A 25,931-nucleotide genomic window follows, 5' to 3' on the forward strand; every position below is an offset into this window, starting at 1 on the left:
AACAGAAGTCGGATCTGTACCTACAACTATTGACATCGATAGGTACTGATTCCTAGCCTGTCCGGCACAGGCGATAGGGGGCACGCCTTGGAACCTGTCGTCGCTTCGTCGGGATGTGTTATGCGAAACCTCAGAGTCGGGCTTGTGACAGCCCTGACAGCGGTCGCGCTTGCGGCCTGTTCGACCGTAGGAGGTGCGGCCGGACCCAGCGCCGCGCCCACCGGCAGCGGCGGGGGCACGAAGGTGGCCTTCGTCTCCCAGGTGGAGGGGATCCCCTACTTCTCCGCCTTCAAGCAGGGCGCGGAGCAGACGGCGCGCTCGCTCGGGCTGTCGTACACCCAGGCGGGGCCGGCCACCGCCGACGCCACCGAGCAGGTGCGCATCTTCAACAGCCTCGTCCAGCAGGGCTACGCCGCGATCGCGGTGTCCCCGCTCGACCCCCGTTCCATGAACCCCGCCATCGCGGCGGCCCGGGAGAAGGGCATCGTCGTGATCACCTCCGACGCCGACGCGCCCGACAGCCGGCGCCAGCTCTTCGTGCAGCAGGCCACCGACGCCGCGCTCGGAGCGACGGTCATGGACGAGATCGCCAAGGCGATGGGCGGCAAGGGCAAGTACGGCATCGTGTCGGGAGCCGCCGACACGCAGACGTTCAACAGCTGGGTGGCGCAGGCGCGCAAGCGGCAGGAGTCCGCCTACCCCGGCCTCCAGCTCGTGGGCGGCGTGCGCTACACCACCGACACCGCGCAGGCGCTGAAGGAGGCCCAGGACCTCATGACCGCGAACCCCGACCTCAAGGGGATCATCGCGGTGCCCTCGACGGCGGTGCCCGGCGTGGCGCAGGCCGTCCAGAATGCCGGCAAGGCCGGCAAGGTGGCGGTCTCCGGGTTCGGCTCGCCCAAGACGGCGCGCACGTTCGTGGAGTCCGGCGCGATGACCTCCACGGTCCTCTGGGACGTGCCCAAGCTGGGCGTCCTGACCGTGTGGGCGATGAAGCAGCTCCTGGACGGCAAGCAGATCGCCGCGAAGTCCACCGTGCCGGGCCTCCAGCAGCCGGTGGAGTACGCCGCGGACGGCAAGATCCTGGTGCTGGGGCCGCCGATGGTCTTCACCAAGGCCAACATCGCGCAGTTCGACTACTAGGAGCGATGTGACGAGCATTCTCTCGGTCTCCGGCCTGTCCAAGAGCTTCGGGGCCACGGCCGCCCTCACCGACGTCGGCTTCGTGCTGGGGGCCGGGGAGCGGCTGGCCGTGCTCGGCGAGAACGGCGCGGGCAAGTCCACCCTCATCAAGCTGGTCGCCGGCGTGCACCGGCCGGACGCCGGCGAGATGACCCTGGACGGCGCGCCGCACCGGCCCTCCTCCCCCGGCGACGCGCTGGCCGGCGGCGTCAGCGTCGTCTACCAGGAGCCGTCGTTCTTCCCGCGGATGTCGGTGCTGGAGAACCTCTTCGTCGGCCGCGAGCCCCGTGACCGGCTGGGGCAGGTCGACTGGCGCGGGATGCGCCGGCGGGGCGAGGAGCTGTTCCGGCGGCTCGACGTCCCGGTCGAGCTCCTGAGCCGGCGGATGGACGCGCTGAGCCTGGCCGAGCAGCAGCTCGCGCTGATCGCCAGGGCCGTCGACGTCGAGGCCAAGGTGCTGATCCTGGACGAGCCCACCTCGATACTCACCGACGTCGAGGTCCGCCGGCTCTTCCGCATCGTCCGGCGGCTGTCCGAGGCCGGGGTGGGCATCCTCTACATCACGCACCGCTTCGAGGAGCTGGAGCACGTCGCGGACCGGTTCATCGTCCTGAAGGACGGCCGGCTCGCCGGCGACCTGCCCGCCTCGGCGGCCGACCACGACAGGATCCTGGAGCTGATGTCCGGCCGGCCGGTCAACGCCACGATCGACCGCCCGGCCTTCGACCCCGGTCCCGTCGCGCTGGAGGCCGACGGGCTCACGGTGCCGGGCGCGCTGTCCGACGTCGGCCTGACCGTGCGCGAGGGCGAGGTCGTCGGTCTGTACGGCCTCGTCGGCGCGGGCCGTACCGAACTGGCGCTGACCGTCTTCGGCATGCTGCGCCCGAGCGCGGGGTCGATGCGGGTGGCCGGCCGGCCGTACGCGCCGCGTCACCCGCGCGACGCCATGGCGCGCGGGATCGCCTACCTGCCGGAGGACCGTAAGACGCTGGGCCTCTTCCCCGGCATGGACACGCTGAGCAACCTCACGGCCGTCCGGCTGCCCGCCCTGCTCGGCAGGCTGGGCGTCATCCGCCGGGCGCAGGAGCGCGAGCTGGGCTCCGCCTGGGTCCGTACCCTGCGTATCAAGGCCCCCACACTGGGCTTTCCCGTCACCGGGCTGTCCGGCGGCCACCAGCAGAAGGTGCTGTTCGCCCGGCAGCTCGCGACCGAGCCCAGGATCCTCATCCTGGACGAGCCGACCCGCGGCATCGACGTGGCCACCAAGACCGACATCCAGCAGCGCCTGGTGGAGGTCGCCCGCGACGGCAAGGCGGTGCTGGTCATCTCCAGCGAGCTGCCGGAGCTGCTGGCCGTCTCCGACCGGGTCTACGTCATGCGCGAGGGCCGGATGGTCGCCGAGCTGAGCGGCGAGAACCTGACCGAGGACGGCGTGCTGCGCGCCACGATGGGGGTGAACCGGTGACGGCGACCGCTCTCTCCCCGGCGGCGGGGACCACCACCCGGATGCTGACCCTGCTGCGCGACGCGCTGCTGCCCATCCTGCTCGTCGCCGAAGTGATCTTCTTCGCTGTCGCCGCCCCCGCCTTCCTGTCCGCGGCGAACCTCGCCAACGTCGTGATCAACTCGGCCGACCTGGCGCTGCTCGCGGCCGGGATGACGCTGGTCGTGCTGCTGGCGGGGATCGACGTGTCGGTCGGCCCCATGCTGGGCGTGGTCGCCTGGGTCGGCGCCACCCTGTTCGTCTCGGGCCTGCCGCCGCTGCTCGTGGTGCTGGTCGCGGTGCTGCTCGGCGGCGCGCTCGGGGCCGTCAACGCCGTCCTCATCGTCGGCGGGCGCATCTCCCCCATCATCGCCACCCTCGGCACGGCGGCCGTCTTCAAGACCGTGCTGTTCCTCCTGTGGAACAGCACGGACGTCTTCGCCGGTCCCGTGGTGCCCCTGCTCGGGCCGGCGCGGGCCGGCGGCGTCCCCCTCGTGGGGCTGGTGGTCCTGGCGGTGTTCGCGATCTTCGCGTACGTCCTGCGCCACCGGGTGTTCGGCCGCCGGCTGTTCGCCATCGGCAACGACGCGGAGGGCGCCCGGCTGCTCGGGGTGCCCGTCGGCCGCACCTCGTTCGCCGCCTACGTGCTCGTGGGCGCCCTCGTCGGCATCGCGGCACTGATCTACGTGGGCCGGGTGGGCGTCGTCCAGGCCACGGCCGGCCAGGAGCTCACCCTGCCCGCGATCGCCGCCGTGGTCGTCGGCGGCACCAGCATCCTGGGCGGTGAGGGCGGCGTGCTGCGCTCCCTCGGCGGCCTGGTCTTCATCGCGCTGCTGCAGAACGGCGTCGTGCTGATGGGCGTGCCGCCGCTGTGGAACGGCGTGCTCGTGGGGGTGGCGGTCGCCCTCGCGGTGGCCTTCGACGTGCTGACCCGGCGCACCCTCGACAAGCGGATCGGAGAGCGGAAATGACAACGGGAGCCCTGGCCGGGCGATCGATCCGGGACCGCGTGGGCGACCGCAGGGTGTTCCTCGCCGTGCTCGTCGTCGTGCTCGGCGCGGTGATGAGCCTGCTGTCGCCGTACTTCCTGCAAGTGAGCAACCTGCTGGCGATGACGCAGTACGGCGCGGTCATCGGCCTGCTGGCGCTCGGCCAGGCGTTCGTCATCCTCGGCGGGCGGGGCGGCATCGACCTGTCCGTGGGGTCGGTGCTGAGCCTGTCGGGGATCGTCATGGGCGTGCTCGCCCAGAACCTCGGGCTCAGCCCGTGGCTCGCCGCCGCCGCGGCCGTCGTCCTCGGCGCCCTGCTCGGCTCGGTCAACGGCGTCATGGTCGCCCGGCTCGGCCTGCCGCCGCTGATCGTCACGCTGAGCACCCTCTTCCTGTACGGCGCGCTCGCCCAGGTGCTGACCGAGGGGGGCCAGCTCGGCGGGTTCGACCGGGAGGGCTTCGCGGCTCTCGGGCAGAGCGCGATCCTCGGCGTCCCGACCCAGGTGCTGCTGGTCCTGGCGCCGATGTTCGTCCTGGCGATCTGGGCGCAGAACCGCACCGCGTTCGGCCGCCGCCTGCACCAGGTCGGCACCAGCGACAGGGCCGCGGGCCTGGTCGGGATCGACGTGAACCGGCTCCGCTTCCGCCTCTACTGCCTGTCGGGCGCGCTCGCCGCGCTCGGCGCCGTGGTGACCAACGCGTGGCTGCTCACCGCCCGGCCCAGCGCGGGCACCGGCATGGAGCTCCAGGCGATCACCATCGCGGTGCTCGGCGGGATCGACATCTTCGGCGGGCGCGGCCACCTCAGCGGCGTGCTGCTGGCGCTCGCCGTCGTGGTGGTGCTGTCCTGGGGGCTGCAGCTGGCCCAGGTCGGCAACTCCGTACAGACCGGCATTCTCGGCCTGGTCCTGGTCGGCGCGGCGTTGCTGAACAACCTGATCAGCAGGAAGGCGGCGGGATGACCGGCGTCCCGGGTGCGCCGCGCGCCGTGGACGTGCTCGCCGTGGGAGACGCCAGCGTCGACTACTTCGTCCGGGTGCCGCACATCGCGACGGCCGACGACAAGGCGATCGGACGGCTGGCGGGGGTGCACGGCGGCGGCATGAGCGCCAACCTGGCCGCCGCCGCCACGTTCGCCGGAGCGCGCGCCGCCCTGGCCACCGCGGTGGGTTCCGACGAGCCCGGCCGCCAGGCGTTGGACCGGCTCGCGGCCCACGGCGTGGACGTCTCCCCCAGCGTCACCGTCCCCGGCGGGCACACCTGGTTCTGCGTGATCCAGCTCGACCACACCGGGGAGAAGTCCCTCGTCGGCGCCGTGACCGAGGTGAAGATCCCGGCCGCCGAGCAGATCTCCGACGACCTGCTCCGGTCCGCACGGGTCGTGGCCCCGCTGGCCGACGATCTGGACTGGGCGATCAGCCTGGCCGTACGGGCCCGGGCGAGCGGCGCGAAGGTCGCCGTGGACCTGGAGCCCGGCGCCGTCGCGGGGCGGCGGGACCGGGTGTGGGCCCTCGCCCGCCACAGCGACCTCGTCTTCTGCAACCAGGGGGCGGTCCGGGAGCTGGCGGACGGCGACCCCGCGCGCTGCGCCGAGCTGCTCATCTCCGCCGGCGCCCGCGTGGTCGTGGTGACCGGCGGGCGGAACGGCGCCACCTGCCACACCCCGCAGGAGAGCTGGACCGCGCGCGGACCGGAGATCGAGGTCGTGGACACGACCGGCGCCGGTGACGCGCTGGCCGGGGCGTTCACCGGGTCCTGGATCCTCGGGCGTTCCCTCGCCGAGAGCCTGCGCGCCGGCGTCGCCACCGGCTCCCTCTGCGTCGGCCATCTCGGCTCACGTGCCTACCTCGATGCCGGCACCGGCATCGACACCTACGCGCGGAACGTCACCCTCGGCGCCGCGCCCCGTCTACAAGGAATTCGATGACCACACTTCTGGACCGCATCCACGGCAGCCTGGCGGCCGCCTGCATCGGCGACGCGCTCGGCGCCCCCACCGAGGAACGCTCAGTGCCGGAGATCCGGCGGCTGTTCGGCCGGCGGGTGGAGAGCTTCCACGCGCCGCTGCCCGACGCCCCGTACGCGGTCGGACGCGGCCCCGCTCAGATCACCGACGACTCCAGCCAGATGCTGCTGCTGGCCGAGGCGTTCATCGCGCACGGCGGCGAGGTCACCCCCGAGGTCATGGCCGACCTGCTCATCGGCTGGTCCGGCAACCCCGACTACTTCCCCCACTTCGCCGGCCCCACCACGCGCCGGGCCATCGAACGCCTCAAGGCCGGGGACGACCCCTGGGAGGTGGGCAGGGCGGGGCGCGTCATGAGCGAGGGCGCCAGCAACGGCGGCGCCATGCGCGTCGCACCCGCCGGCCTGGTGCATCCCGGCGACGTCGAGGGCGCCGTCCGCGCCGCCCACCTGACCTGCGTACCCAGCCACCACACCAACATCGGCGTCGCCGGTGCCGGGGCCATCGCCGCCGCGACCGCCGCGGCCTGCGTGGACGGCGCCGACCTGTTCGAGGTCGTGCGCGCGGCCCGGTACGGCGCCGAGCTGGGCGAGCGGCTGGGCTCCGAGCAGGGCCGGCACGTCCCCGGGCCCTCGGTGGCCCAGCGGATCGACCTCGCCGTCACGCTCGCCGTCCAGTCCCGCGACCTGGACGACGCCATCGAGCGGATCACCGCCGTCATCGGCACCGGCCTGCCCGCCGCGGAGGCGTGCCCGGCGGCCATCGGACTGCTGGTGGCGGCCGGCGGCGACCCGTTCAGGACGGCGGTCGCGGCGGCCACCGCGGGCGGCGACTCCGACACGGTCGGCTGCATGGCGGCGGCCATCGCGGGCGCGCTCCACGGCATCGCCGCGGTCCCGGCGGCGGCCGTCGCCCGGATCGAGCAGGCCAACCGGCTCAACCTGTCCGACGTGGCGACCCGGCTGGCCGCCGTCGCCCGCCCGGTGCCCGCGGACGGCGGCGTGACAGCCCGGCGGTGAGCACCCGCGATCCGGGCGTGATGCGTTTCTGATCGTTCGTGCGGTGGGACAGACCGTGCATGGACGACATGTGGGACGTGGCGATCGTGGGAGCGGGACCGGCGGGCTCGGCGGCGGCGCTGCGGGCCGCCCAGCTACGCCCGGAGCTGCGCGTGCTCCTGCTGGACAGGGCCGACTTCCCCCGTGACAAGCCGTGCGGCGACGGCATCGCCGCGCACGGGCGCGACGAGCTGGCCCTGCTCGGGCTGCCAGCGCTCATCGACGACTACCGGCCCACTCCCCGCCTGACCGTCGTCTCTCCGGGCGGGGTGCGGGTCTCCGCCGAGGCCGCGCGGCCCAACCACGTGGTGCCGCGCCGGGTGTTCGACGCGCGGCTGGTGGCCGCCGCGCGAGACAGGGGCGTCGAGGTACGCCGCCACCGCGTCAAGGATCTCGCCTTCGACGGGTCCGGGGTGGTCATCGACGGGCGGCTGCGGGCCCGTACGGTGGTGGCCGCCGACGGGGCCGGGTCGGTCGTGCGCCGCCTGATCGGCCTGGCCGCCCCGGCCGAGCAGCACACCGCCATCGCCGTACGCGGCTACGCCGACGTGCCCGAGGAGGACGACGTCCAGCTCATCGCCATGCAGAAGGCGGGCTGGCCGGCCTATGCGTGGTCGTTCCCCATCGGCGACGGCACCGCGAACGTCGGCTTCGGCATGCTGCTGCCCCGGCTGCGCGCGGCGGGGGCGCCAGGACGTCAGGTGCTGCACGGCAGGCTCGCCGAGCTGCTGCCCGACCGGCCCGCCCGCGATCTGCGCGCCCACCACCTGCCGCTCTCGACCGGGCGGCCCGTGCCCGGCGCCGGACGGGTGCTGCTCGCCGGTGACGCCGCGGGGCTGATCAACCCGCTCACCGGCGAGGGCATCTACTACGCGCTGCTGTCCGGGCGGCTGGCGGCCGAGGCGGCGGTGGAGTCGCCGGGCGATCCGCTGGCGCTGTACCGGGGCAAGCTGCGCGGGGCGCTCGGACGGCATCTGCGCACCACCGACGTGCTGGCCCGGCTGGCCCAGTCGCCCGGGTTCATCGACGCGGCGATCGAGGTCGCCGTGCACCGCAAGGAGGTGTTCGACCTGCTGGTGGAGGTGGGACTCGGGGCCGGCACGGTGCCCCCGCCGCTCGCGCTGGCCGTGGGGATGAGGTGGCTGCGCGGATCCCTGCGCGCCGGCCGGTGAGCGAGGCGCGAGGCGAAGCTGGTCAGGCGGTGAGCGCGGCGCCGCTGGTGATCAGGAGGATCACGTCCACGGCCGCCACGGCGACGGCGGTGACGAACGGCAGCCGGGCGGACCTGCCGGCCAGCAGCAGCCCCGTGGCCGCCAGGGCGAAGGCGGCGGCCACGGCCGACCAGCCCGCCACCCCGGGGGCGGCGCCTCCAGGGCCGAAGACGAGCAGGCAGGTGGCGGCCAGCAGCGGCACGGGAATCAGGAGGCGTACGCGGCCGGCGCCCAGGCGCTGCGGCCAGCCGCGTACGCCGGTGCGCAGGTCGCCCTCGATGTCCGGCAGCACGTTGGCCAGGTGCGCGCCCACACCGAGCAGCGCGGCGGCCACGACCGCCCACCAGGCGGGCCACGGCTCACCCGGCAGGCCCAGCGTCACGAAGGCCGGCAGCACGCCGAACCCCACCGCGTAGGGCGCCCACGACAGCAGAGTCGCCTTCAGCCCGAAGTCGTATGCCCAGGCCGCCAGCACCCCCGCGAGGTGCAGCCCGCCCGCCAGCCAGCCGGAGGCCAGCGACAGCGGCACGCAGCAGGCCAGCGCCACGAGCGCGGCGATCCAGACGGCACGCGCGCTCACCGTGCCGCCCGCGACGGGCTTGCCCGCGCGCCCGGCCGCCGCGTCCCGCTCGGCGTCGATCGCGTCGTTGCACCACCCGATGGAGAGCTGCCCCGCCAGCACGGCCGCGCCCGCCAGCACGCATCCGACCGCGTCCCGCCCCGTGGCCACGGCCAGCGCGGTGACCAGGGCGGTCACGGCCGCGGTCGGGCCGGGATGGCACGCACGCGCCAGCCCGGCGGCCCGAATGAGCGCCGCCCGCCCCGGCCGATCGCGCACGACGGCGGCGGCCGCGGGTTCGGGATCAGTCACAAGGTGATCGTAGACCGGGCGATCGCCGCGGAGAATTCCCACGCCCTACGCATGGCTTAAATGACCATTTCAAAGGGAAACGTGCGGGGAGTGATAGTTGTCGGCTGCTGAGGGAGAACTGCATGTCCCGTATCGCCGCAGTCCGTTGTGCTTTCCCTCCCCACCGGTACCCGCAGTCCGAACTCACCGACCTGGCCGCCCGCGTGTGCCTGCCGGAGAACGCCGACCGGCGCCTCCTCGACCGCCTGCACCGCAGCGCCCGGGTGGACTACCGCCACCTCGCCCTGCCCATCGAGCAGTACGAGAAGCTCAACGGCTTCGGCGCCGCCAACGACGCCTTCGTCTCGGTCGCCGTGGACCTGGGGCTCGAAAGCGTGAAGGCCGCCCTGGACGCGGCCGAACTGGAGCCGACCGACGTCGACATGATCATGTTCACGTCGGTGACCGGCATCGCCGCGCCCTCCATCGACGCCCGGCTGGCGGCGGCGCTCGGCCTGCGGCCCGACGTCAAGCGGGTGCCCGTCTTCGGCCTGGGCTGCGTGGCCGGAGCGGCGGGCATCGCCAGGATCCACGACTATCTGCGCGGCTGGCCGGACCACGTGGCCGTGCTGCTGTCGGTGGAGTTGTGCTCGCTCACCGTGCAGCGGGGCGACTCCTCGCCCGCGAACCTGGTCGCCAGCGCGTTGTTCGGCGACGGCGCGGCCGCGGTGGTGGCCTGCGGCGGCGGGCGCGCGGCGGGCGGGCCCACCGTCGTGGCCACGCGCAGCCACCTGTATCCGGGCTCCGAGCACGTCATGGGGTGGCAGGTGGGTGACACGGGCTTCCGGGTGATGCTGGACGCGAGCGTCCCGGCGGTCGTGCGACGTTACCTGCCCGACGACGTACACGGGCTGCTGGCCGAGCACGGCGTGACGGCCGGGGAGGTGACGGCGTGGGTGTGCCATCCCGGCGGGCCGAAGGTGCTCGAAGCCGTGTCGGACGCGCTCGGCCTGCCCGCGGGCGCGCTCGACGTGACGTGGCGCTCCCTCGCGGCCAACGGCAACCTGTCCTCCTCCTCGGTCCTGCAGGTCCTCGGTGACACCCTTGCCACCCGGTCGCCCGAGCCGGGAACCTGGGGACTGATCATCGCCATGGGTCCGGGCTTCTGCTCCGAACTCGTCCTGATCCGCTGGTGACCACACCCATGAACCGACTGCTGGGGACTGCCCTATGACCTGGTATCTGGTGCTCGTCGTACTGGTCGGCCTGGAGCGCGTGGCGGAGCTCGTCGTCGCCCGGCGCAACGCCGCGTGGAGCATGGCGCGCGGCGGCGTCCTGACCGGCCAGGGGCACTATCCGTGGATGGTGGCCCTGCACACCGGGCTGCTCGTCTGCGCGCCGCTGGAGGTCGCGCTGACCGGGCGGCCCTTCCTGGCCGCGCTCGGCTGGCCGATGCTCGCCCTCGTCGTGGCGGCCCAGGGGTTGCGGTGGTGGTGCATCACCGCGCTCGGGCCGCGCTGGAACACGCAGGTGATCGTGGTGCCGGGCCTGCCGCTGGTGACGCGCGGCCCCTACCGGTTCCGGTGGCTGCGTCATCCCAACTACGTGGCGGTGGCGGTGGAGGGGCTCGCGCTGCCGCTGGTGCACACGGCCTGGGTCACGGCGCTGGCGTTCACGGTGCTCAACGCCGCGCTGATGGTGGTGCGGATCCGATGTGAGAACGCGGCTCTCGCCCTCGCCCCAGGCCGGTGACGGCGTGATCGACGTGCTCGTCGCGGGCGGCGGCCCGGCGGGGCTGGCGGTGGCCGTGCACGCGGCGCTGGCGGGGATGGAGGCGGTGGTCGTCGAGCCGCGTGCCTCGCCCGTGGACAAGGCGTGCGGCGAGGGCGTCATGCCGGGCGGGGTGGCGGCGCTGAAGGCGATGGGGGTGGAGGTCGAGGGGCACGGGTTCCGCGGCATCCACTACCTCGACGGGCGGCGGGAGGTGCGGGCCGCCTTCGCCGCCGCCCCCGGGCTGGGCGTACGACGTACACACCTGCATGCGGCGCTCGCCCGGCGGGCCGCCGAGCTGGGCGTCAAGACGGTCACCGGCAAGATCACCCGCGTCGAGCAGGACCGGGACGGCGTGGAGGCCGCCGGGCTGCGGGCCCGCTGGCTGGTGGCCGCCGACGGGCTGCACTCGCCGCTGCGCCGCTCCCTCGGCCTCGACCTGCCCGCGCGCGGACCCCGCAGGTACGGCCAGCGCAGGCACTACAGGATCGAGCCGTGGACCGACTTCGTCGAGGTCCACTGGTCGGGCACCGGCGAGGCGTACGTCACGCCCGTCGCCCGGGACCTGATCGGCGTCGCGATACTCAGCTCGGTACGCCGCGGCTACGACGAGCACCTGCGCGGCTTCCCCGGCCTGACCCGCCGCCTGAGCGGCCCGGCCGTCACCCCCGTGCGCGGCGCGGGCCCGCTGCGCCAGGCCGTGCGCACCCGCCGCGCGGGCCGCGTCCTGCTGGTCGGCGACGCCGCCGGCTACGTGGACGCGCTCACCGGCGAGGGCGTCTCGCTGGCCGTGCGCTCGGCCGAACTGCTGGTCAGGTGCCTGGCCGAGGACCGGCCCGAGGACTATGACGGCGCGTGGCTCCGGCTGTCCCGCACCCACCGGCTGCTGACGGGCGCGCTGGTGCAGGCCGCCCGCCGCCCCGGCACGGCCCGGCTCGTGGTGCCCGCCGCCCGCCGTCTGCCCGGCCTGTTCACCCGCATCGTCAGGATCCTCGCCTGACCCGCACGCCTCCCAGCCGTCCCTGACGGGCTCTCATCCGTCGATGGCCATCGCCTCGCCGTGGCCAGAACCCCGCAGGTCGCAGGCCCATAGGTGCGCCGAACTTTGTATGACATTGATTGTTCGCCACGCGGCCGTCGGCGCCGTACAACGCCTTCGCGGTAGACACACCATCGACTCCGGCCGGCGACTCCGCCGGCCTCTCCCCGAGGCACAAGGAGAGCGATGTTGCGTGTCAGGCCGAGCACCACGCGGGCGTCCGTCGTCGCCGGTCTCCTGACGCTGGTGGCCTGTTCGGCGGGAGGCGGGACGACGGCGGCAGGCTCCGCCGGGCCGCCACCGCCGGTGACCGCCGACGAGGCTCGCGTGCTCTGGGACGCCGAACAGTCGCTGCTGCGCGACTGCATGGCGCGGCACGGGTTCGAGTACTGGGCCGCACCGCACGACCCGATCCCCGAGGACCGTGACTTCCCCTACGTGGTCGACGACGTCGGCTGGGCCCGCCGGCACGGCTACGGCAGCGACATCGTGGACCGCATCGACCGGCTCAGGGACCAGAACCCGAACCGGCGCTACCTTGAGGCGTTGCCCGCGCAGCGCCGGAAGGCCGCCTTCACCGCCCTCAACGGCGAGGGCCCGCGGCCCGGGACCGTGAAACGCCGGCCCGACCAGCTGGAGGTCTGGCTCCCCACCGGAGGAGTCGTACGGAGAAGCGCGCTCAGCTGCACCTCGCAGGCCCAGCGCCAGCTGTACGGCGACCTGCCCGAGTGGTACCGGGCCACCAGGACGTTGCAGAATCTCGACAGCGTCCGCACGGCCCGCGTGCACCGGGACCCACGCTTCACCTCGGCGGTGGCGGCCTGGTCGGCATGCATGCGCGAGCGCGGCCACCCGTACGCCGACCCGTCGGATGCGCGCGCCGAGGCCCTCGCCCAGGCACCGACGGGACCGGAGGCGCGTGAGAAGGAGATCTCCACCGCGGTCGCGGAGGCGACCTGCGCCGGCACGGCCGGTCTGGCGGCTGTGGCACGCGACCTCGACGAGCAGTACGCGCGCGACATCGCCCAGCGATACCGGCGAGAGGTCCGGACCGAGCGACGCCTCCAGCGCGCCGCACTCCCCCGCGCGCTCACCATCACCGCCGCCGGACCGTCACCGGCCGGCGGCGCCACCCAGACCCTCATCGACAACCCCCTACGAAACACCCAAGGAAAGGACAATTCATGAAGAGAACCGTCGGATTCCTGGCCGGCCTGGCCATCGCGGGCCTGTTTCTGGCCGGCGCTCCGGGGGCCGCCTTCGCCACTCCACCCAGCCCCGAACCGTCGGGCACGCCGACGCCCGCCGCGAGCGGCGCACCGCGTACGCCGGTCCCCCCTGACAAGGAGGGCGCCAAGGGCGTGCAGATGGCGGACGGCAACGTCTATGTCTGGGGAGACATGGACTTCACCGGCCTGTGGTGTTACTGGAGCGGCCACCACCGGGTGTGGCAGTACGCCTGGAACAGCCTCTACGGCTCCCCGGGCACCTGCCTGACCAAGAGCCACTCCTTCAACGACGTCGCCTCGTCGATGTGGAACAACGGCTTCCCCGGCGAGTACGCCCAGGTGCGGTTCTACCGGGACATCGGGCAGGAAGGGCCGTCGATGTGCCTGGCCAACGGCGAGGACTGGGGGAACCTCGGCCTGGGCTGGGAGCTCTTCAACGACGGTACGAACGCCAACGACCAGATCTCCTCCCACATGTGGGTGAACAGCTGCTGACACCCCACGGCGGTGCCCGGCAGGGACGAGCCGGGCACCACCGCACATCTAGCAGGGCGGCCGGTATGCGAGGTCCGCGAAGTGCCGGCTCCACTCCGGAGCGGCGATCCGCGGGAAGGACAGGTCGCAGACGCGGCCGGCGACCTGTTCGAGATCCACCTGCCACAAACGTACGGTGCGGTCCTCGCCGGAGGTGACCAGATGCCCGCCCGAGCGGCTGAACGCGGCCGAGTAGACGCGGTCGGCGTGGCCGGACAGCGCGGCCAGCGCCACGGGGGCGCGCCGGTCGGTGATGTCCCACAGCCGGACGGTCCGGTCCAGGCCGGCCGTGGCCAGCAGAGGTCCCCGGGGGGCGAAGGCCACGGAGGAGATGGCGTCGGTGTGGCCGTGCGAGACCGACAGGGCCGTGACCCTGCGCCGGCCGGAGAGGTCCCAGAGCCGGACCGTGCTGTCCAGCCCGGCGGTGGCGAGGGTACGGCCGTCGGGCGCGAACGCCACTCCCTGCACGTGGTCGGTATGCCCCTCGGCGCGGGCCAGCGGGGTGGGCCGGCCGGGGTCGGTGACGTCCCACAGGACCACCGCCTTCTCCTGGGTGGTCGCCAGCGTCCGGCCGTCCGGCGCGAACGCCAGCGCCAGCGTGCCGCTGCCCTGCGGGGGCAGGGCTCCGGCGGAGCGGGGACGGCGGGGGTCGCGCACATCCCACAGGCGTACGACGTTGTCGCTCGGGCTGGCGCTGGCCACCAGCCCGCCCAGCGGGTGAAAGGCGACCGACCTGATCCCCTCGACGTGCGCGTCGATCTCCGCCAGTAGCGCGGGGCGGCTCGGCTCACTGGTCCGCCACAGGCGGACGGCGCCGTCGATGCCGCCGGTGGCCAGCAGGTCGCCGCCCGGGCTGAAGGCCACCGACTTGACCTGTCCCTTGTGCCCGGTGAGCACCGGCAGCGCCTGGGGGTGGTAGGGATCGGTGACGTCCCAGAGCCGCGCGGCGAAGTCCTCCCCGCCCGCGGCGACCGTACGGCCGTCGGGGCTGAAGGCGGCCGTGGACAGCGCCGCCGCGCCACCGGTGAGGATGGGGCCGGGCAGGTCGGTCAGCAGCGCCGTACGGTCCGAGCTGGCGGAGGCGAGGGTGCGGCCGTCCGGGCTGAAGGTCAGCGACCACACGGTGTTGGTGTGCGCGGTGAGCGTCGTCACGGCGACGGGCGCGCCGGGTACGGAGACGTCCCAGACCCGGACGGTGTGATCCCAACCGGCGGTGGCGACGGTGCGCCCGTCCGGGCTGAAGGCGACCGTCTGGAGCGGGCCCGTGTGCCCCCGCAGCCGGCCGGACTCCGCGGGGCGGGCCGGATCGGTGACGTTCCACAGCCGGGTGACGTGGTCCCAGCCCGCGGTGGCGACGGTGCGCCCGTCCGGGCTGAAGGCGGCCGACATCACCCTGCTGTTCTTGTGCGGCAGCCGGCTGCGCAGGGTGTGGCGGGCCGGATCGGTGACGTCCCACACGCCAGCCGTGCCGTCGTCTCCCGCGGTCACCAGCAGCCGCCCGGCAGGGTCGAAGGCGGCGGTCCAGATGGTGGCCGGGTGGGCGGTGAAGGAGCTCAGGGGGCGGGGGGCGCGGGGTGCGGTCAGGTCCCACAGGCGCACCGTGCCGTCCTCCCCGGCGGTGGCCATGGTCTGCTCATCGGTGGTGAAGGCCACCGTGAACAGGGGTTTGGCACTGGCCGTGAGGGTGGCCAGCGGCCCGGGCGCCCGCCGGTCGGAGGTGTCCCACAGCCGTACGGTGCCGTCGTAGAAGGCGCCGGCCAGGATCCGCCCGTCGTGGATGAAGCGCAGCGACTCCACTTCCCCGGACAGCTGGGGAATGGCCGCGGTCACGGCGGGAGGGCGCGCGGTGAGGTCCCACAGCCGGACCGTCCGGTCGTCGCCGCCTGTCGCGATGGTACGGCCGTCCCTGGTGAAGGCCACCGTGTTGATCTCGTGGTCGAGCCGGGTGGTGAAAGGAGAGGTGAAGGCGCTCAGCAGGCTGCCGCGTGACTCGAAGGTCGGCGCCAGCCGGTGTGCGGCCAGGCTGAGCTGGGCAGCCAGCGGCGGATTGACGGCACGCATGGTGATCGCGTGTTCGGCGACCTTCTGCGACAGGGCGATGTTGCGCTGTTCGGCGGCTTCGCTCCCGGCGTGCAGGGCGTAGCCGGTGGCCGTGCCGGTCACCAGGAGCAGGACGCTGAGCGCGGCGACGAGTTGCCGCAGCCGGCGGGTGCGGCGGCGGGCCAGGGTCTCCTCGTGGGCGCGCGCGGCCAGGCTCGCGTCCAGGAACTCGCGTTCCCGGCCGCTGAGCGCCTTCTCGTTGCGCTCTGCCCACTCCTGCGCGGCGGCGAGGCGGGTGCCGCGATAGAGGGATCCTGGATCGTGGCGCAGCGACTCCCACGTGTCGGCCGCTTCGGTCAGCCGGTGATGCGTACGCAGTCCCTCGCGGTCCTCGGCGAGCCAGTCCCGCAGGCGGGGCCAGGAGGAGATGAGCGCCTCGTGAGCGATCTCGACGGTGTCGTGGTCGAGCGTGATGAGCCGGCTGCCGGCGAGATGTTCCAGCACCGCGGCCATGCCGTCGTCGCCGCCGTCGAGCCGCCGATGGTGGACCCGCCGTTTGGTGTCCTGGGTGCCTTCACCCACGACGATGAGCCGCAGGAAGAGCTGCCTGGCGAGGCGCTGGTGCTCGGGGGCGAGGCGGGTGTAGGCGTCCTCGGCCGTCTTCGCGACGGCGCCGGCCAGGCCGCCCGCGCTTTCGTATCCGGCCAGGGTGAGCGTGCTGCCACGACGCCGGTACCAGGTTTCGAGCAGCACGTGCGACACCAGGGGCAGCACGCCCGCCTGCTGGGCGGCGTCGGCGGCGACGCGCGACACCAGGGCGCCCTCCACCATGCAGTCCATGCCGGCCGCGGGCTTGATGACGGCCTGCCGCAGCTCATCGCTGGTCATGGGGCCCAGCGGCACCTGCGCCTCCGGCAGGACCCGCAGCAGTCCCGGCTCCAGCGTGCAGTGGGTGTAGAAGTCGGCCCGCACCCCCACGACCAGGCGGCAGCGGCTGCCCTCCGCCTGCGCGGCCGTCACGAGCGACTCCACGAACCGGGCGCGTTCCTCCTCGTCCCGGCACAACGTGAAGACCTCTTCGAACTGGTCCACCACGATCAGCAGCTCGGTCTCGGCAGGACGCTCCACCAGCGCCTGGCGGACCAGACGGTGCAGACCGCGGCGGTCGGCCGCCAGCTCGGCGCGCACGGCGCCGGCCGTGCTCCCCACCAGCGGCGCCAGATGGACCGCGCACTCCTCCATCGGCTCGGCGCCCGGCGTGAACACCACGGTGTCCCACGGCCGCTCCCCGGCCTGTACGCGGGCGACCAGGCCCGCTTGCAGCAGCGAGGACTTGCCCGCGCCCGAGGCCCCGAACAGCATCACGATCCGCTGGTCGCCCAGCCGGGTCAGCAGCCCGTCCACGGCCTGCTCGCGCCCGAAGAACAGCAGCGCGTCCTCCGTGCGGAACGGCGACAGGCCCAGGTAGGGCGAAGGACCATCGGCCGTGCGCGGGGCGCTCTCGGCTGATTCCTCGCTCAGCTCGTGCCACCGTCTCTCCCACTCCGCCTCGTCGCCCCCGCAGGCGCGTACGTAGGCGAGCGTGACGGCCAGGCTCGGCACCTTCCTTCCCCCCGCCGCCTCCGACAGGGTGGCCGGGGAGTAGTGCGCGCTACGAGCGAGCTGGCGGTATGTCGGATTCCCGGCTTTCTTGCGTAACAAGCGGAGATCGGCGGCGAACCGCAGCAGCGTGCTGTCCCCCGCGTCCAGCGGACGCTCCCCCCGAGGCATCTCGTCCCCCCTGCTCCCTGGCCGCATCCCAGCAGATGGCAACTGAAGACTTTACCCGCCAGGACTCCGCCGGTCAGTCTGCGCCGGGATCGAGCCGTACAGCACTCGGCCGGGCGGCGGACCACCACTCATCGTTACCAGATGATTACAATCAGTTGTGAACAGCGCCGGTTTCGAGTTCGGGATCCTGGGACCCCTCGACGTGCTCCATGGTCCTGACCGCGTGGCGGTCAAGGCGGCCAAGCTACGGATCCTGCTGGCGGTCCTGCTGCTCAACGCCAACAGGGTCGTCTCCGTCGAGACGCTCACGGACCACCTGTGGGACCAGGACCCGCCCGCCGGCGCCCGCAACACCCTGCAGAACTACGTGCTCAGGCTGCGCCGTCTGCTCGCCGGCACCGGTGCGGGCGTTCCCCTGCTGACCCGTCCCCACGGCTATCAGCTGGAGGTGACCGCCGGGGCGCTCGACCTCGACCGCTTCGACGTCCTGCTCCGCCGTGCCAGGACGGCCGCCACCGCCGAGGAGATGGAGCAGGCGTCGGCGCTGCTGCGGGAGGCGTTGCGGCTGTGGCGTGGCGATCCGCTCCTCGACGTCCCGTCGGAGGCACTGCGACGGGACGTCGTTCCGGCGCTGCGGGAGCGCAGGCTGGACGCGCTCCAGCTCCGGATCGAGGCCGATCTGGCTCTCGGCCGCCACGAGCGCGTCCTCGTGGAGTTGCGGGAGCTGACCGCCGCGCACCCGCTGCGGGAACGGTTCTGGGCGCAGCGGATGCTGGCGCTTTACCGGTCCGAACGCCGGGGGGAGGCCCTGGGCTGCTTCCACGAGGCCCGCCGGGCCTTGGCCGCCGAGCTCGGCATCGACCCGGGCACCGAACTGCGCGAGCTGCACCAGCGGCTGCTGTCCGCCGACGCCGCGCTGATCAGCCACCACGTCGTGAAGGTGCGCGGCAACCTCCCGGCGCCGGTGACGACGTTCATCGGCCGGCGGCAGGAACGAACCGAGCTCGCGCGGCTCCTGGCCACGGGCCGCCTGGTCACCCTCACCGGCGTGGGCGGGGTGGGCAAGACCAGGCTGGCGCGGCAGGCGGCCGAAGAGCTGGGCAGCGGGTTCCCCGACGGGGTGTGGCTGGTCGACCTCGCGGCGCTGGCCGAACCCCGGCTGCTCATCCGTACGGTCAACCACGCCCTCGGCGCCCGCGACCAGTCGGCGCGGCCCGAGGCCGACATCCTGCGGGATCACCTGCGCGACAAACGACTCCTGCTGGTGCTGGACAACTGCGAGCACATGGTGCCCGCCGTGGCGGGACTGGCCGGCACCCTGCTCCTGGCCTGTCCCGGTCTTCAGGTGCTGGCCACCAGCCGGCAGCGGCTCGGCCTCCAGGGTGAGCACGTTCTGCCGGTGCCGCCGCTCCCCCTGCCGCCCCCGCACGCCAATGGGCGGGACGCGGGCACCGGCCCGCCTTTGACCGGCTACGACGCGGTGGCGCTGCTCGTCGACCGGGCCGCGGCGGCCGGCGCGGCGTTCCGGATCGACCGGCACAACCAGGCGCTGGTCGCCCAGCTCTGCCGGCGGCTCGACGGGATCCCGCTGGCGATCGAGCTCGCGGCCGTACGGCTGAGCACCCTGTCCGTCGGCGAGATCCTGGAGCGCCTGGACGGCCGGTTCCGGTTGCTGGCCGACGGGAACGCCACGCCCACGCCCCGGTACCACCAGGCCCTCTACGACGTGATCGAGTGGAGCCACGACCTCTGCACCGAGTCCGAGCGCCTGCTCTGGGCGCAGTTGTCCGTCTTCTCCGGCGGGTTCGATCTTGAGGCGGCCGAGGCGGTGTGCTCGGGCCCGGACGTCCCCCGTCATGAGGTGCTCGACATCCTGACGGGATTGGCCCACAAGTCGATCATCGAGGTACGCGTCCAGGCCGCCCGGACCCGTTACCGGCTGCTGGAGACCATCCGGCAGTACGGCCGGCAGCGGCTGGACGACCTCGGCCTGCGGACCGCCGTACGGCGCCGCCATCATGACCACTACCGGCGGCTGGCCGCGGAGTCGGCGGCCGGCTGGTGCGGCGCCCGCGAGGTGGAGTGGTTGTGCCGGCTGCGGCAGGAGCTGCCCAACCTGCGCTCGGCGCTCGACTTCTGCGTCACCGAACCCGGCCGGGCCCACGCCGGCCTGGAGATCGCCGCCAACCTCACCCGCAACCGCTTCTGGTTCTTCAGCAGCACCATCGCGGAAGGCCGCCAATGGCTGGAACGCATGTACGGGCTCTGCACGCCGCCGGCCGGAGCGGCGGGCACGGGAGCGGTGGGCGCCGGGGCGGCGGCGACTTTGAGTTGGCTGTCGCTCATCCAGGGCGACCGGCAGGGCGCCGAGGCGTTCCTGGCGGAGTGCAGGGTCCCGGCGGCGCAGGCGGTCCCCGCCGTCGCCTACGTCGAAGGGGTCCAGGCGCTGCTCGTGCGCGGCAGCGCCGAGGCGATCCCGATGCTGGCACGGGCCAGGCAGCTGTTCCGGCAGGCAGGCGAGCACGGCGACGCCCACATGGCCACCATGTTCTGGGCCATGGCCTGCGCCTTCCTCGGAGAGCGGGACGCCGCGGTCGCCGCGGCCGGAGCCTACCTCGCCGAAGCCGAGGCCAGCGGTGCGGCCTGGGCCTACTCGTGGGCCCTGTGGACGCTCGGCCTCGTCGAGCAGCGGCACGGCTCGGCCGGGGAGTCCGTCGGCCTGATTCGCGAGTCCCTGCGCCGCCAGCAGGACATCGACGACCGCTGGGGTCCCGCGTGGGGTTCCGAGGTGCTCGCCTGGGCCGTCGCCCGCACCGGTGACCACATCCTCGCCGCCGAACTCCTCGGTGCCGCGGGCCACCTGCGGCAGGTGACCGGTGTGCGGCTCGTCGGCCTGCGCCCGTTCCACGACGCGCACGCCCAGGCCGTCGCGGCCGTACGCCGGGAGCTGGGCGCCGAGGCGTACGAGGCCGCCCGCGAGCGCGGCAGCCGGATCGAGGACGTCATCCCCTTCGCCTGCGCGAGCGACCGGAGTGCGAGCGGCCCGGCCAGGAGTGGTGACCCCAAGTGAGCACCGCGCCTGAGGGCCGTCCGCACCCGGTCTCCCCGCCGGCCGGTTCTCCGGTGGCGTCCCGGTCATGGGATCGGGACGCCACCGGAGGGCGAGGGTCGTCAGCCGCGCAGGCCCTTGATGCACCCGTAGATGGCCACCCCCACCACGGCGTCGGCATCGGTCAGATCCTCGCCGAACTTCTTCATGACCTCCGACACGGCGCCGGTGGCACACCGATGCGCCTTCCACAAGGTCCACGCGCCCGCGGCCTTGGCGGCGTCGACGATCTTGCGCCAGAACCTCTTGACGAACGCCACGACCGAGCCCCAGCTTCTGGGAGCCTCGCTGAACGCCTCGTCGGGGAACCGGTAGTCGTCCGCGGGGTCGCTGCGGGCGATCGACAGCGCCATGGAGTAGGCGGTCGCCTCCGAGACCCCCGCGGCCCGGGCCACCGCCGAGAGCTCCCGCGAGAAGGACGTCGCCTGCGCCGATGCGGCGCCGGCCCCGGCCGAGGTGATCATTATCGCTGTCGCGATCAGCGCGCCCACGATCCTGACTGCGTTTCTGTACAAGGAATTCCTCCCTCTCGTGACACGCCGGCCGGGCGTCCGTGCCCTGCCGTCGTGGGACACGTTGACGCGGCGCGCTGTCGCGCCGGTCACTCGCCGCTCACCGGAGATCCCCGCACGGGTGACCGACACTGCACAATTTGATCTTTACGGACGACCCGACTGGGAGTAGACCAGGTAGTTATCGCCAGGAGAGCCGCGTTCGTGAGGTGGTCACCGTGTATCGGCAGGTGCTCGATCCCGTTGCCGGCTCTCTCGCATGGAGTTCCCTGGTCGCCGCGCTGCCGCTGCTCGTGCTCTTCGTGATGCTGGGCATCCTGCGGGTGACCGCCTGGGTGGCCTCGCTGGTGTCCCTCGCCCTGGCCGCCGTGATCGCCGTGGCCGTCTACGGCATGCCGTTCGGGCAGGCGCTGCTGGCCGGTTCCGAAGGGGCGGCGTTCGGCTTCTTCCCTATCCTGTGGATCGTCATCAACGCGATCTGGGTCTTCCGGATGACCGTCGAGACCGGGCACTTCGACGTGCTACGGCGCTCGTTCGCCCGCGTGAGCGACGACCAGCGCGTTCAGGCGATCATCATCGCGTTCTCGTTCGGCGCGCTCATGGAGGCCCTCGCCGGATTCGGCACGCCCGTCGCTGTCACCTCGGTCATGCTGATCGCCCTCGGGTTCAAGCCGCTCAAGGCCGCCGTGCTGGCGCTGACCGCGAACACCGCTCCGGTGGCGTTCGGAGCCATGGCCACCCCGATCATCACGCTCGGCAAGGTGACCGGGATCTCAGGCGACACGCTGGGGGCGATGGTCGGCAGGCAGACTCCGGTGCTCGCCGTGTTCGTGCCGCTGGTGCTGGTCCTCATCGTGGACGGGCGGCGCGGCCTGCGGGAATCGTGGCCGGTGGCGCTGGGCTGCGGGGTGGTCTTCGGTGTCGCGCAGTACGCCACCTCCAACTTCGTCTCGGTGCCGCTCGCCGACGTGGTCGCGTCCCTCCTGTCGGCGGTGGCCGTCGTCGCCCTGGTCCGCCTCCGGGGCGGAGGCCGGCCGTCCAGCGCCCCGGTCGTGAGCCCGGAGTTCGCGGAACGTGGGGCCCGTCCCGACTCCCGGGCGGACGTCGTACGGGCCTACGCGCCCTACGGGATCATCATTCTGGTGTTCGTGATCTGCCAGGTCCCCGTGGTCAAGGGCCTTCTCGACAAGGCGACGTACACGATCCAGTGGCCGGGGCTCCACCTGCTCAGCCCGGAGGGGAAGCCTTCCTCGCTCCCGGTGTTCACCCTCAACCTGTTCACGACACCCGGCACCCAGATGCTCGTCGCGGGCGTGATCACCATGATCGCGCTCAGGCTCGCGCCGCCGCGGGCGGTCAGGGCGTACGGCGTGACGCTTCACCAGCTCAGGTGGGCGATCGTCACCGTGATGGCCGTGCTGGCGCTGGCATTCGTGATGAACGCCTCCGGGCAGACGATCACGCTGGGCACCTGGATGGCCGGAGCCGGCGGCCTGTTCGCGCTGCTGTCGCCGATCCTCGGCTGGCTGGGCGTCGCCGTCACCGGCTCCGACACCTCCTCCAACTCGCTGTTCGGCGTGCTGCAGGTCGCCGCCGCCCGCCAGGCCGGGCTCAACGAGGTGCTCATGGCCGCCGGCAACAGCTCGGGCGGCGTGCTCGGCAAGATGATCTCGCCGCAGAACCTCGCCATCGTGGCGGCGGCGGTCGGCCTGAACGGCAGGGAAGGCGACATCTTCCGCCGTGTCGTCGTGTGGAGCCTGATCTTCCTCCTCGCGCTGTGCTTCCTGTCCGTCCTCCAGGCCTCCCCGGTGCTGTCCTGGATGGTCCCCTGACGCAGGCCCTCCACCACCTCCCGGGCGCTGCGATGGCGCGGGGCGTGAGGTCAGTCCCCGTGGACGGGGTTCCTCGCCACGCGCTTCTCCGACACCAGCAGGCGTACCGCGCCCTCCCGGTAAGGTTCGGCGGCCCAGACGATCCAGTGATCGCCCACCTTGGCCGACTGCTCCCGGGGATTCATCGAGAAGCCGTTCCCATCGGGAGCGGGTCGGATGATCTGATACGTCACCTCCAGGCCACGCCTGCGCGTTTCGGTGAGGACCTCGGCGACCGTGCGCCCGTTCGGGTCGTAGCCCTCAAGAGACTCACCCTTCCGGCCGGCGTCCGTGTTGTTCTGGTACGTCTCCCCCGGTCTGGCCGGGCGGCCCAGATAGATCGTGCCCCTGCCGCTGAAGCCCGCGGCGATGGTGACGATCAGGGCGCAGCCGGGACGGCCATAGGTGCAGCCTTCCGGCTCCAGGTTCCCCCCGATGCGGTCCTTCTCGGTGGTGCCGGCGAAGCCGAGCCGGAAGACGCGGCCGACCCCGGTGGGGGAAGCGGGCCGCAGGTCCAGGGCGACGTTCAGGCCCAGCGCCTGGAACGCCTCGGTGTAGAGGGCGTGGTCGGCGAACGGGTCCTTGATCCTGGCCACGTACTCGTCTCCACGCAGTTCGATGTCGATGGCGGAGTTGCCGTAGGCGGTGGGACGCGAGTCCTGACCGATCAGCGTCGGGCCCAGGACGGCGGCCGTGGTGAACACGCCGGCGGCGAGCAGGCCGGCGAACACGGCACGGCCGCGGCGCCCGCGTTCGACGGCGGGAGGGGTGGCCAGGGCCTTCAGAAGACGCCCTTCCTGGGCGGTCAGGGCATCCGGCGTGGGCGGGGGCACTTCGGAGCGGAAGCTTTCGAGCTCGGTCATCTCATTCATGGACGGGCTCCTCGCTGACGATGGTCATGGGATTGACTCCTCCGAGCTCCTTGCGCAGCTTCTCTCGTGCCCGGTTGATCCGCGAACGTACGGTTCCGATGCGCACGCCCAGCGCCTCCGCGACCTCCGGATAGGTGAGGCCGGCCCAGGCGACGAGGAGCAGCGCGTCACGATGGCCCTTGGGTAACGTCGCCAGCGCCCCCGCCAGGCGGCGGCGGGAGGCCTCGGCGCTGACCCGGTCGTCGCTGCGGTCGGTGAAGGGGGCCGTCACCGGGTCGGTGCCCGTTCGTTCGAGGACGCGGAGCTGGTGCAACTCCGTACGCACATGGCGGCCGATCAGGTTGGTGGCGATGCCGTACAGCCATGGGCGAGCATGGGGACGAGTCACGTCGTAGTGCCCGCGCTGCCGAAACGCCGTCAAGAACGTCTCCGCTACCACGTCATCGGCGGCGTTCGCCCCCAGCCTTCTGGTCACGTACCGGGTGATGTCGGAGGCATGCCGGCGGAAGACCTCGGCGAAGGCCTCCGGTTCGCGCAAGGAGCGTCTGATATGGGAGGCGTCATCGCCCTCCGCCCGGCTTGAATCGGTCATGCTGTGGCCTTTCGGCGATGGATCGGGACAGCAGTTGTTGCCACGCCGGAGGCATGCGGTTCCCGAGCCTCTCACCACCTCCGCGCTTGCCGGGGACCTGCGGGGGTGCGATCCGGATCAGACGAGGACGTGCCCGCCGTCCACGGTGAGGACGGTTCCGGTGGCGAACGGCTCCGTCATCAGGAACATGTAGGCCCGGGCGATGTCCTCGACCTCGCCGACCCTCCCCACCGGGATCGCGGCGCCGAGGTCGGCGTACATCCGTTCGCGCTCCTCCTCCCCCATCCCGGCCCACAGCGGGGAACGTACGAAGCCGGGCGACACGACGTTCACCCTGATCGGCGCGAGCTCGACGGCCAGCGCCCTGGTCAGTGCCTCCATGGCGCCGCAGATGCTGGCCGCGACCGCCCAGCCCGGGCCCGGCCGGTCCTTGGCGATGCCGGTGGTGAGGGTGATCGAGCCGTCCTTACGCAGGTACGGCAGCGCCGCCCGGACCGCCCCCAGCGCGCCGAAGTAGCGCAGCGCGAAGAAGTCCCGTGCCTTGTCCAGGTCGAGCGTGTCCAGCGGCATGATCGTCAGCGGCTCTCCGGCGGTGTAGACCAGGTGGGTGAACTCGCCGAGGTCGTCGAAGAGCCGGCCCACCGCCCGCGCGTCGGTGAGGTCGGCGACGCGGCCGGCGCAGTGGCCGGGCAGCCGGGTGAGCGCGCGGTCGACGCCGGCCCGCCGGCTGGAGACGACCGTGACCACGGCGCCCTGTCGCGCGGCCGCCTCCGCGGTGGCCAGCCCGATACCCGAGGTGCCGCCGAGCACGACGACGCTTTGACCCTGCAGATCCATGATTCGGTCCTTGCGATACGGGGATTCCGACCTCTCCACGATGGGCCCGGCCCGTCGCCGCCGTCCAAGACCCTCTTCCACGCCTGTAATACCCTGGAGGCATCAGAGGTGGGAGAACGCACTGGTGGACGTTGATCTGCGGAAGCTGAGATATTTCGTGGCGGTGGCCGAGCGGCTGCATTTCGGGCGGGCCGCCGAGGCGCTGCACATCGCGCAGCCCGTACTTTCCCGCCAGATCCGGGCCCTTGAGGAGGAGCTGAAGGTTCAGCTCTTCGCCCGCACCAGAAGGGCCACCGAGCTCACCCCCGCGGGCGAGCAGCTCCTCGCCGACGCCGTCCCGCTGCTGGCCTCGGCGGAGGCGCTGCGCCGCCGCGTCACTCGCGCCGCCCGCGGCGCCGGCACCTTCACGGTCGGGTTCATGCCGGGGATCATCGTCACTCCGGCGGTCCGGGCGTTGCGCGAACGTCATCCCGACCTGACGGTGGAGGTGGTCCGCACGACCTGGGACGACCAGACCGAGGTCATCCTCGACGGGCGGGTGGACATCGGCTACGTACGCCTGCCGATCGACCAGCGCGGGCTGCGGGTCCGGCCGCTGACGAGCGAGCCGCGGGTCGCCGTGCTGCCCAGCGGGCACCGGCTGGCGGGCAAGGACCTGATCGGCATCTCCGACCTCGCCGACGAGCACCTCCTCCAGGACCCCGACGCCGTTCCCGAATGGCGGGACATCGCCACCGAGCTGCGACGTCCGGGAAGGCGTCGCCCGGCACCGGCCTTCCACGCCGTGGAAGAGAAGCTCGAACACGTCGCCGCGGGCCACGGCATCGTCGTCCTGCCGCTGTCCGTGGTGGCCTTCTACACCCGGCCGGACGTGACGTACGTCCCGGTCACCGACCTCCCGCCGAACCAGGTCTGCCTGGCCTGGGACAGCGCCCGGCGGAACCCGCTGATCGGCGAGTTCGCCGCCATCGCGACGGACCTCCACGCCACCGGCCCGTCACCTGCCTGGTGACCCCG

21 protein-coding genes are annotated in these 25,931 nt (G+C 72.9%); 15 read left to right on the plus strand and 6 right to left on the minus strand.

Annotated elements, in window-relative coordinates; all coding sequences use genetic code 11:
• Positions 1-144 precede the first annotated feature (144 nt).
• The 7 genes from BLS95_RS19980 to BLS95_RS20010 are packed head-to-tail and all read left to right on the plus strand — an operon-like array spanning position 145 to position 7,850.
• Positions 145-1,143, plus strand: a complete 999-nt coding sequence (locus BLS95_RS19980) for an autoinducer 2 ABC transporter substrate-binding protein (protein ID WP_176993280.1) — start codon at positions 145-147, stop codon at positions 1,141-1,143.
• 7 nt (positions 1,144-1,150) lie between these two features.
• Positions 1,151-2,647, plus strand: a complete 1,497-nt coding sequence (locus tag BLS95_RS19985; protein WP_090933354.1) for a sugar ABC transporter ATP-binding protein — start codon at positions 1,151-1,153, stop codon at positions 2,645-2,647.
• A complete protein-coding gene (locus tag BLS95_RS19990) occupies positions 2,644-3,636 on the plus strand; it encodes an ABC transporter permease (protein WP_090933355.1) in 993 nt (330 codons plus the stop codon). Before BLS95_RS19985 ends, BLS95_RS19990 begins: the two co-directional genes overlap by 4 nt.
• The gene (locus BLS95_RS19995; protein WP_090933356.1) at positions 3,633-4,616 is read left to right on the plus strand and encodes an ABC transporter permease; all 984 of its coding nucleotides are present in this window, start codon (positions 3,633-3,635) and stop codon (positions 4,614-4,616) included. Before BLS95_RS19990 ends, BLS95_RS19995 begins: the two co-directional genes overlap by 4 nt.
• The gene (locus BLS95_RS20000) at positions 4,613-5,581 is read left to right on the plus strand and encodes a carbohydrate kinase family protein (RefSeq protein ID WP_090933358.1); all 969 of its coding nucleotides are present in this window, start codon (positions 4,613-4,615) and stop codon (positions 5,579-5,581) included. Before BLS95_RS19995 ends, BLS95_RS20000 begins: the two co-directional genes overlap by 4 nt.
• Entirely contained in the window at positions 5,578-6,639 is a 1,062-nt protein-coding gene (locus BLS95_RS20005) for an ADP-ribosylglycohydrolase family protein (RefSeq protein ID WP_090933360.1), read from the plus strand. The genes BLS95_RS20000 and BLS95_RS20005 overlap by 4 nt, the downstream gene beginning before the upstream one ends.
• 59 nt (positions 6,640-6,698) lie before the next feature.
• Positions 6,699-7,850 (plus strand): NAD(P)/FAD-dependent oxidoreductase, encoded by a 1,152-nt coding sequence (locus BLS95_RS20010; protein ID WP_090933361.1) that lies wholly within the window; start codon positions 6,699-6,701, stop codon positions 7,848-7,850.
• Positions 7,851-7,872: 22 nt separating this feature from the next.
• Here the strand turns inward: BLS95_RS20010 and BLS95_RS20015 are convergent, their stop codons facing one another.
• Positions 7,873-8,760, minus strand: coding sequence for a UbiA family prenyltransferase (locus tag BLS95_RS20015; protein WP_176993281.1), 888 nt, complete (start codon positions 8,758-8,760; stop codon positions 7,873-7,875).
• A gap of 122 nt (positions 8,761-8,882) precedes the next feature.
• Between BLS95_RS20015 and BLS95_RS20020 the strand changes: the two genes are divergently transcribed.
• From BLS95_RS20020 to BLS95_RS20040, 5 genes are all read left to right on the plus strand, one after another.
• A complete protein-coding gene (locus BLS95_RS20020) occupies positions 8,883-9,935 on the plus strand; it encodes a type III polyketide synthase (protein ID WP_090933364.1) in 1,053 nt (350 codons plus the stop codon).
• A gap of 34 nt (positions 9,936-9,969) precedes the next feature.
• Positions 9,970-10,491 (plus strand): isoprenylcysteine carboxyl methyltransferase family protein, encoded by a 522-nt coding sequence (locus BLS95_RS20025; RefSeq protein ID WP_090933365.1) that lies wholly within the window; start codon positions 9,970-9,972, stop codon positions 10,489-10,491.
• Complete coding sequence (locus BLS95_RS20030) at positions 10,454-11,509, plus strand: NAD(P)/FAD-dependent oxidoreductase (RefSeq protein ID WP_245765166.1); 1,056 nt, start codon at positions 10,454-10,456, stop codon at positions 11,507-11,509. Before BLS95_RS20025 ends, BLS95_RS20030 begins: the two co-directional genes overlap by 38 nt.
• A 225-nt stretch (positions 11,510-11,734) precedes the next feature.
• Positions 11,735-12,736: a hypothetical protein gene (locus BLS95_RS20035; protein ID WP_090933367.1), complete on the plus strand. Its 1,002-nt coding sequence runs from the start codon at positions 11,735-11,737 to the stop codon at positions 12,734-12,736.
• Positions 12,733-13,272, plus strand: a complete 540-nt coding sequence (locus BLS95_RS20040; protein ID WP_090933369.1) for a peptidase inhibitor family I36 protein — start codon at positions 12,733-12,735, stop codon at positions 13,270-13,272. The genes BLS95_RS20035 and BLS95_RS20040 overlap by 4 nt, the downstream gene beginning before the upstream one ends.
• Positions 13,273-13,320: 48 nt before the next feature.
• Here BLS95_RS20040 and BLS95_RS20045 read toward each other — a convergent pair whose 3' ends face one another.
• Positions 13,321-17,121 (minus strand): nSTAND1 domain-containing NTPase, encoded by a 3,801-nt coding sequence (locus BLS95_RS20045; protein ID WP_090933370.1) that lies wholly within the window; start codon positions 17,119-17,121, stop codon positions 13,321-13,323.
• A 157-nt stretch (positions 17,122-17,278) separates the two neighbouring features.
• Between BLS95_RS20045 and BLS95_RS20050 the strand changes: the two genes are divergently transcribed.
• Positions 17,279-20,191, plus strand: a complete 2,913-nt coding sequence (locus tag BLS95_RS20050) for an AfsR/SARP family transcriptional regulator (RefSeq protein ID WP_090933372.1) — start codon at positions 17,279-17,281, stop codon at positions 20,189-20,191.
• A gap of 101 nt (positions 20,192-20,292) precedes the next feature.
• Here BLS95_RS20050 and BLS95_RS20055 read toward each other — a convergent pair whose 3' ends face one another.
• Positions 20,293-20,745: a hypothetical protein gene (locus BLS95_RS20055; RefSeq protein ID WP_143043803.1), complete on the minus strand. Its 453-nt coding sequence runs from the start codon at positions 20,743-20,745 to the stop codon at positions 20,293-20,295.
• A 215-nt stretch (positions 20,746-20,960) separates the two neighbouring features.
• Between BLS95_RS20055 and BLS95_RS20060 the strand changes: the two genes are divergently transcribed.
• Positions 20,961-22,574, plus strand: coding sequence for an L-lactate permease (locus tag BLS95_RS20060; protein ID WP_090933476.1), 1,614 nt, complete (start codon positions 20,961-20,963; stop codon positions 22,572-22,574).
• 50 nt (positions 22,575-22,624) lie between these two features.
• Here the strand turns inward: BLS95_RS20060 and BLS95_RS20065 are convergent, their stop codons facing one another.
• From BLS95_RS20065 to BLS95_RS20075, 3 genes are all read right to left on the minus strand, one after another.
• The gene (locus BLS95_RS20065; RefSeq protein WP_143043804.1) at positions 22,625-23,485 is read right to left on the minus strand and encodes a hypothetical protein; all 861 of its coding nucleotides are present in this window, start codon (positions 23,483-23,485) and stop codon (positions 22,625-22,627) included.
• Positions 23,478-24,077: an RNA polymerase sigma factor gene (locus tag BLS95_RS20070; RefSeq protein WP_090933378.1), complete on the minus strand. Its 600-nt coding sequence runs from the start codon at positions 24,075-24,077 to the stop codon at positions 23,478-23,480. The genes BLS95_RS20065 and BLS95_RS20070 overlap by 8 nt, the downstream gene beginning before the upstream one ends.
• Positions 24,078-24,194: 117 nt before the next feature.
• Positions 24,195-24,914 (minus strand): SDR family oxidoreductase, encoded by a 720-nt coding sequence (locus BLS95_RS20075; RefSeq protein ID WP_090933380.1) that lies wholly within the window; start codon positions 24,912-24,914, stop codon positions 24,195-24,197.
• Positions 24,915-25,038: 124 nt separating this feature from the next.
• Between BLS95_RS20075 and BLS95_RS20080 the strand changes: the two genes are divergently transcribed.
• Positions 25,039-25,926 carry a LysR family transcriptional regulator gene (locus BLS95_RS20080; protein ID WP_090933383.1) on the plus strand — a complete coding sequence of 296 codons (888 nt, stop codon included), beginning with the start codon at positions 25,039-25,041 and terminating at the stop codon, positions 25,924-25,926.
• Positions 25,927-25,931: the final 5 nt, after the last annotated feature.

This window comes from Nonomuraea jiangxiensis, from assembly GCF_900099965.1.
In the GTDB taxonomy this organism is placed as follows: domain Bacteria; phylum Actinomycetota; class Actinomycetes; order Streptosporangiales; family Streptosporangiaceae; genus Nonomuraea; species Nonomuraea jiangxiensis.